Source organism: uncultured Moraxella sp. (assembly GCF_945873075.1).
Classification (GTDB): domain Bacteria; phylum Pseudomonadota; class Gammaproteobacteria; order Pseudomonadales; family Moraxellaceae; genus Moraxella.
This window is the reverse complement of record NZ_CAMCBS010000011.1, coordinates 57,496-65,453: the sequence shown is the minus strand read 5'-3', so window position 1 is coordinate 65,453 and position 7,958 is coordinate 57,496. Positions and strand designations below refer to the sequence as shown.

General features: G+C 41.9%; 7 protein-coding genes and 1 CRISPR repeat array. All 7 genes read right to left on the bottom strand.

Translation table 11 applies throughout. From position 1 onward, the window contains the following. Position 1 precedes the first annotated feature (1 nt). Positions 2-364: a CRISPR direct-repeat array (repeat unit 31 nt; unit sequence TTTCAACACACGCTCCCGCATGGGGAGCGAC). A 177-nt stretch (positions 365-541) separates the two neighbouring features. The 7 genes from cas2 to cas5c all read right to left on the bottom strand — a co-directional run bounded on the left by cas2 (position 542) and on the right by cas5c (position 7,838). Next, complete coding sequence (gene cas2, locus Q0N89_RS05410; protein WP_253223788.1) at positions 542-835, bottom strand: CRISPR-associated endonuclease Cas2; 294 nt, start codon at positions 833-835, stop codon at positions 542-544. A 4-nt stretch (positions 836-839) separates the two neighbouring features. After that, positions 840-1,853, bottom strand: a complete 1,014-nt coding sequence (gene cas1c / locus Q0N89_RS05405; RefSeq protein ID WP_294034171.1) for a type I-C CRISPR-associated endonuclease Cas1c — start codon at positions 1,851-1,853, stop codon at positions 840-842. A gap of 364 nt (positions 1,854-2,217) precedes the next feature. Beyond that, positions 2,218-3,843: an ATP-binding protein gene (locus Q0N89_RS05400; protein ID WP_294034169.1), complete on the bottom strand. Its 1,626-nt coding sequence runs from the start codon at positions 3,841-3,843 to the stop codon at positions 2,218-2,220. Positions 3,844-3,874: 31 nt separating this feature from the next. Next, a complete protein-coding gene (gene cas4 / locus Q0N89_RS05395) occupies positions 3,875-4,528 on the bottom strand; it encodes a CRISPR-associated protein Cas4 (RefSeq protein WP_294034167.1) in 654 nt (217 codons plus the stop codon). Between the two features lie 24 nt (positions 4,529-4,552). Then, positions 4,553-5,404, bottom strand: coding sequence for a type I-C CRISPR-associated protein Cas7/Csd2 (cas7c, locus tag Q0N89_RS05390; RefSeq protein ID WP_294034165.1), 852 nt, complete (start codon positions 5,402-5,404; stop codon positions 4,553-4,555). A 5-nt stretch (positions 5,405-5,409) separates the two neighbouring features. Next, positions 5,410-7,197, bottom strand: coding sequence for a type I-C CRISPR-associated protein Cas8c/Csd1 (gene cas8c / locus Q0N89_RS05385; protein ID WP_294034163.1), 1,788 nt, complete (start codon positions 7,195-7,197; stop codon positions 5,410-5,412). Next, a complete protein-coding gene (gene cas5c, locus Q0N89_RS05380; protein WP_294034161.1) occupies positions 7,194-7,838 on the bottom strand; it encodes a type I-C CRISPR-associated protein Cas5c in 645 nt (214 codons plus the stop codon). Before cas5c ends, cas8c begins: the two co-directional genes overlap by 4 nt. Between the last annotated feature and the right edge of the window lie 120 nt (positions 7,839-7,958).

Sequence of the window (7,958 nt, the reverse complement as noted above, 5' to 3'; positions counted from 1 at the left end):
GTTTCAACACACGCTCCCGCATGGGGAGCGACGATAAAGCTGACAAAAACGGTGATGTGTGGGTAGTTTCAACACACGCTCCCGCATGGGGAGCGACTTCAGCAAGCATCTTGGATTGAAGTGCCATACGGCAAGTTTCAACACACGCTCCCGCATGGGGAGCGACCAATCCTATTAGTAAACATAAGATTAACCATAAGTTTCAACACACGCTCCCGCATGGGGAGCGACAATCCGCCTATCTATTTGACATTGCAAAAGCATTGTTTCAACACACGCTCCCGCATGGGGAGCGACCGGTTGCGTGACTGCGTTCGGATAGTACCGTCTTTGTTTCAACACACGCTCCCGCATGGGGAGCGACTGCCATCATTGCAATGGCAGTATTTTCAAGGCTTAGCAATGGCAAAATCGCTAAAGCCAAGCCTTGAAAATATCTTTATTGTAGATGATTTTATTTTTGTTTTCAATTGTTAAATAATTCAAAGGCTTAGCTCATCGCCAACCCCTTAGCAAATCCATGACAACCAGCCGTTAGCGATTAGACAATTAGTACATCTTGAAAGACATCCACCGCAGGCTTTGCTCCATGATGCTCCACCTTGCGTCGCCATTTACTTCCTAGATGATAAAAACGCAAACTATCCACCTTTGGGTCATAAGTTTTTAGCAATTTATCCTTTAGAACCACCCATTGGTCAGGCGTTACATCACATTCAAATACTGAATACTGTGCTCTCACGCCATAATCTAGACAATGCTTAGCGATTTGGCGAAGTCGTTTCGCTCCCGCTTTATCGTCTAGCGATATATCATAAGTAATTAACATCATCATAAGATTATCTCATCAAAAATGGTGGATAATGCGCCAAATCACCCCGCAAATGCCTTGCTAGTAGCATGGCTTGAATATGGGGTAATAAGCCGATTTCTACTTCTTCTTTTAGATATGGATGAATGATTTTTTCTTGTTTTTTGGCTTGTAAGGCTTGAAATACCAACTTTCTGGCATCTGGCTTAAGATTGACCGCGCCGCTAGCTTCGGTGGTAAAATCATCAAGCTTGATCTGTCCACGATTAACCAAAGTCAGCACCAATCTATCCACCCACCATGCACGAAACTCTTCCAAAATATCCTGCGCCAAACTATCTCGCCCCGGTCTATCAGCGTGCAAAAATCCCACTTGCGGATCAAGCCCAACCCCTTGCAATGCCCCACTAATATCCTTGCCCACAATACTATAAAGCAATGATAATAAAGCATTTATTTCATCTTTTGGTGGTCTGCGATTACGCCCATGAAACACAAATCCTGTATCTTTGCCAATCAAATGGTGAAACACCGCAAAATAATTTGCTGCCGCTTCACCCTCAATACCCCGAATTTCATCAAGGCTTTGAGTATTTTGCAATCTTAACAGTCCATTATTCAGACATTGAATTGCCTGACCAATTTCAACAATTTCGCCATGATTTCTTTGTCTGCGTTGTAGCACTCGTTTGGACGCTTGGATTTTGGCAGCGATGATATGCCGTGCAATTGGTACGGGGTTTTGTTCGGACAATCGATATTGCGCCCGCCGTAGCAGCACATTACCACTTTGTCGCCCCTGCAAACGCCCCAAAAATCGCCCATTTTCGGTAAAAAATGCCAAATTGACATTATTTTCACCACAAAATCCCATCAAAAACGGCGACACCAACACATTGCCGAAACAAAAGATATGTCCGATGGAATGCACCGGCAACTGTGCTATCTTTTTGCGTTCATGCTCCACCACCAGAGTTTCTCGCTCCTTATGCAGATAACTGCCCTGCGTGGTGATATATAAGGTGTTTTGAAGTTTACGCATGGTTGAAAAACTCCCTTGGTTTTGACCGCACTTTTGTTTTGGAACGGCTTGTTGTTTAGGCCGTCTGAAAAATAACGTATCGTTTTCAGACAGGCATTAGATAGGCAATGCCTGTCTGAAAACAGTTTTAGTAGGTCGGGCATTTATGCCCGACTTTTGCTTGACCGCGGACTTTGTCGGGCATCAATGCCCAACCTACTCCATGCGTGTAGCACAAGCCATGCACGCGTTTTATCCATTGCGGCTGCTAAGGCCGTCTGAAAAAATCAGGTTTTCAGACGGCATAGAACAAAAACAGATACCCTACCAACGCGTGCGTGCCTAAAGGCACACACCCTACGCTTGCTACAATTACTTCACTTAATTATTGCCTTTCAAATATACAAGACTTCAATTCCTTATAAATAGACATATCTGAAGTAATCAATTCTGATAAATTAATTTTAAACTTTTCAGCATTTATAGGTGTACTAATTGAACAAATACTTTTTATTAAGCTAAATTTTGACTTAACATCTGAATCCATTAAGTCTTCATTTGTGAAGTATTGTTCATATTTAACATTATCAAAGTTCTTTCCGTTATTACTGCAATACTTCTGCAGGACTTCGCTATCAAATAGATAATTTTCAATCTCCCATCTTTTCATAACCCTAAATCTTTTATCTTGATTAGATAAATATTCTTGTCTATCTTCTTCTGATACAGGTTTTCCTGAAGCTATATCTCTATCTTTAAAAACCCAAATTTCCATGTCAGGAAATACTTTACCCAATATCGCCAATGCAATACTACTTCTTTGGTCTAACTCAGTATTTCCTCCACTAGAAACAAATATAGTATCTGGATATTCAGCATTAAAAATATTATTTAAAACCTGAGCATCTAGCCCTCTTTCTGAGCCATTTGATCTAGGTTCATCTCTTCCTTCACAATAAATAATTCTTTTAGGGGCAATCAATCCAGTTAAATCATCTAAAGCGGTATTAAAAATAGATTGCCATATCAACCTATTGTTAACTACAGGGGTTAATTCTATAGATTCTGATGCAAATTTCATTCCATCTTCAAAATGAAAAACCTGACATTTCCCTGCTAACTCTTCCTGAAATGCTCGCAAAAAGCCAATACTATGCGTAGCGATCCAAATTTGCCCACTATCATCTATCAGTTTATCTATTTCAACTATCAGTTTTCTTTGAATTGATGTATTAATATGCAACTCTGGCTCATCTAATAAAAATATAGAATTTTTATATTTTTCTTTTCTTAAAAACAAATCTAACAAAATATCAACAACCTCTTTTTCTCCAGCAGAAAGGCTATTAAATGAAAAAGGCTCATCAGAATCTGACTTTTTAAACAGCAATGTTCCGTTGTTATTCTCCACACTGCCCAAATCACACACTTCCAAATCTAAGCAATTTCTTATGGACTCATTTAACATACCCAAAACTTTAGTCTTAGCTTCAGAAGGTCTAATATCCTCACTATCTCTTACTTGACTATAAAACCCTAATAGTCTTCTATAATTATTCTCTATTTTACTATCTAAATGCAGTGAACAACTTGCTCCATCCGAGTTATTTTCAATGGGTTCTGTAGCTTTAATCTCTTTAATATTTAGATCGGTATTGTAGCGATATGGACTTCTAAAAGAAAAAATAATTTCCCTATTATTTTTATAAAACTTATGATTATGATACAATTCATTATTATCAATAGAATTTCCATCATCATCTAAATATTGAATTGATATTAATTGATATGCGTTTTTATTATCTGTTCTATAAAATATCTCTGGAGTAATTCCATTACCTATATTCCCACCATAATTTCTACTACATGCTATAAAAGCATCTAGAACACTACTCTTTCCACAACCATTAGCACCAACTAATGCAATTATTTTTGAAGGATTACTACCTAAATTTAATGTTAGATCTTTAAATCTTTTAAAATCTTTTATATTGACTTTTGAAATCTTCATATTTTCAATCCAATTTTATTTAAGATTTGATTTAATCATTACCAAACAACCCCTTCACATACCCCATCGACCTATCCCGCTCCAACAACTTCGGCTGGCAAATCTCCACCAGCGAGCAGGCTTTGCAGCGTTTGCCGTACATTGACGGAGGGGTTTGTCCGCTGGCCAAAAGCTTACGCACTTGGGCGATAACCGCCAGCGTTTGCTCTCTTAGCGTATCGGTAAACACCACTGGTACACGATGACGAGTTTGCATATACCACAATGACCCTTCGCTGATGGTTTGCCCTGTCATTTCTTCTAGGCACAGCGCTTGGGCACATAGCTGAATTTCATCAAACGGCTCGGGTTTTGGCTTGCCACGCTTATATTCCACAGGATACAGTCGCCCTGTGGATAATTCACATTCCACCATATCAATAACACCACTTAGTCCCAATTTGTCGGCAGATACATGCACACTACGCTCAAAACGCACACCTTGGCGAGTTTCGGGCTCACCGCTATCCACTCGCCTATGCAAGGCTTGACCTTGTGCAGTCAGATAATTTTCTGCCCATGCTTGTTCATTGTGAATTAAGGCACATTGGCGTGGGCAGAAGGCATAATGCTGCAAAGCAGAGAGCAAAATTGGTCTTTGCTCTCTGCTTTGTGGTGTTGCTAGATTAATTGGCATATCAACCATAAATCAAAACCATCAGTCCAACAACTAGCCCAAGTGGCGGTGTAAAGTTGTCGCCCCTAGATTGCTATCATCAACCGTTACCGCATAGTCATCAAAGCTACGCACGGTATCCACGCCTGCTTTTTTGGCAACCGTAATGCGTCTAAATAGACTATCAGCGGGAGCATCACCCAAACTATTGCTATGCTCAAACACATACAACCCACGAGCCGTCATCTGTCCACGAGCTGCCGAATGGTCATGGTCAAACATATTGATAAGTGCCTGCCACAATAGTGCCAAATCATCATCTCCAAAGCCTGTTTGCTTAGCAAAATGAGCCGACACAAAGCCATGACAACGATACAATCCATAAGGTACAGTAAACTTACGCCCCATCGTGCGATTATCGCCTGTTTCGCTGGCGTCTTTTTCGTTGGTTACCGCCATACGAGTGATGCTATGCTCAAGTGTGATAATCGGGTCAATAGAGCGTGAAAAGGTCAGCTGAACAGGGCCGCGCACTTGACCTGCATTTTTACCTGTGGTCATCACCGCCCCAAAGGTGCGAATATCATAGTAGCGTTGGCACATATATTGGCGTGCCGCTTCGGTTTTGTCGCCTTTTTCTTTGGCTTTGACACTTTCTTGCTCGTGCGCTTCGTCAATCAGTTGGTTCAAAATCCCCTTTTCACGGATAAAAATATCATGCGTTTGGGTATCTTGGGTCATCTGTACAAAATTACGCACCTTGCGTTTTAGGCAGACATCGGTCACCAGCCCCATGCCTGTTTCTGGGTCAATGCGTGGCAAGTTGCCTGCATCAGGGTCACCATTTGGGTTGCCGTCTTGCACATCAAACAAAAATACAAAATCGTAGCGTTTTTCGATAGTCATCTGAATTACTCCTTGTCAGCGTCAGTAGATTTGACATAAAAATCTTGTTTTTGATGATAATAGCCAATAGAAAACAGCCCTTGCTGGTTGATATTCAAATGGCTTGGAAATTGGTTAATCTTGGCAATGATTTCTTGTTGCAATTTTTCTAAATTTACTCGTCTACCGATATTGCTAATCTTTGCCAAATGATGTTTTGATAAGCGTATCAATGTGCCAAATACCGAAATCGGTGTACTACTTGCCGAACCAAAATACCGCTCGCCGATGGTGGCGTTTAGATGGGGATTGGCTTCTTCTTGGATTTTTTCAAGCACAGCAAATAGCCTGCCCAATAGATAGCCAATATCTTCACGAGATTTATCCAAACTCATATCAAGCTCCTTGATGTGTGATAAACTGCCACAACGGACAGCACGATTTAAATAAGCTTTAATCAGGCACGCTCGCCCATGTGTGATTTTTTGTTCTGCTTTGTTGCGACGCAGTGCCAACTGGAGCAGTCCTACCGACAAAGGGCGGTTATTCAATACGCTTTGGGTCACGCCTGCAATCAAATCAGGGGGAATATTTTCCAATTTGCCATCTAGTACCAAATTGCCCAACAAGCGTGGCAATGGCATAAAAGGCGGATAGGGTGAGTTATCGCCACGCACCATCTGTAAATCGTCATACCATGTGGCGATATTTTCGGACAATGCCGCCACTGTCGTTTCATGCCAAAACCGTACTACGATACGAGCAGAGTTGGGCGATAGTCCAAGCACATAAAATTTGTCTTTAGCATTTGGTTCTTTATACACGCCCTTGTACAAGCTATTATAAAGCCCCTTGACTTCATCAATATGAGCATCGGGATTGTCTTTGATACCGTTTATCAAAATAGATACTTTGGTCTCAAGTGGTGTTGGTTTTTGAGCCCAGCATACCGCTGTCACATCCCCCACACGAAAGCGATTGTCGCTATCTAATAACATATTTAACGCTGTGGTGTATTCAAACATCGCCTGCTCACCCACAGGAAAAATATATCCTTGCTGTTTGCCGTAGGACTCGAACGCTGACAAATTCACCGAAGTAAATGGCGAAGGCTTAGCATTCACTCCTTTGATGGCGTTATGCAAGCGAGCGATGGTGGTTTTTTGTCCTGTTACCAAGCAAATACCCGCCTGCCCTGCGGTGCTAGTTTCTTGTTTTTGGCTCGATAAATAAGCTTGCACACTTTTTGATTGGCAAACCAAATCACGCACTTCACTTACCAAGCGAAAACTTAGATTGCACCCTTTAATTTTAAAGCACTCCGCCCAATTATCCGACTGAACAACCTTGTTGATTTCATCAGCATTTGCCAGAAACCGCTTGACCGCTAGCACCCCCACATCATCGCTGATGGCATGATGTAGCTCATCTACCGCTTTGATAAAGCTATGATGTTGGTTGTCCGCCAAGGTTTGATTTTTGGCGACTTCGCTGGCAATTTGCTCTGGGTCTTTTTTGGCAACGCCATCTACTTCCTTTGCTACGCCTAGCACATAGCCATAATGATCCCATAAGATATTGCTCACTTCATAGGACTTAGCACCACTACGCCCAAGCCCCTTGGGTACTAAAAATTTGCGTCCGACCTTCTTTTTACCCTGAATTTCTCGAGTATCTTCAAGTTGAACAAACTTACCCTGCTCATCAATGACGATGATAAAGGGCAATTCTTTGTATTCAAAGCCTTCGGGGGCAACATCCCCGCCTAAGCTTGCCATCCGCTGATAATATTGGGTTAATGCGTGTAAAATCATCGCAAAACCTCCCCGCTGTCTCGTGCTGGCACGACAATCACCCCATCAACCGCCCGACAATGATAAAACATCGGCTCGGCATGATTGGAGTCTCGTGGTGCAGACTTACTATAATCCATATCATAAAGCATCAAGCCAAAATCTTGGGTAATCGCTTCTCGTGGCAAGCCGTCATCAGCTCGCTCAAGTAGCCTAAAATCACAGGCAAATTCACGACAACCCAAATACGGCTGATGAAAATACTGCCCCCGACTGGCTCGGCGGCGAAACATCTCCACAAATTTGGTGCGGTTGTCAGCTTCACCTGCTTCATCAGTCAGTTCAAAATCGGCATGGATACGATAAGCAACATCTTTGAGTAGCATAGATGCCCGCTGTTGGCGATTGTCTTCAATATACACCCCTTGACTACGCTCACTCATCTTAGTGCCTAACTCGTTGCGGCGTATGTTTACCCATTGAATTGGTTTTAGAATTTCAATCTTCAGCACTCGCCAACGAATGGCAGGCTTCCACAGAATCGCCATCAAGATATTGCGTGCTGCCGATGGGGTAATGACAGGATAACTCACCCGCTCCACCTTGAGCTCAGGTCGTGTAAAACACGCAAAATCACCACTGATTTCTAGGATAAAACTCATGTATTCTCCTTTTGTCTATTCTATGAAACCATAATAAATAATTTTGATTGTCCAGTCAAGAGTTTTGCTGGCAAATTTGTTATAATACCGCCTGGATAATTATCCAATCAACCGCCCTGC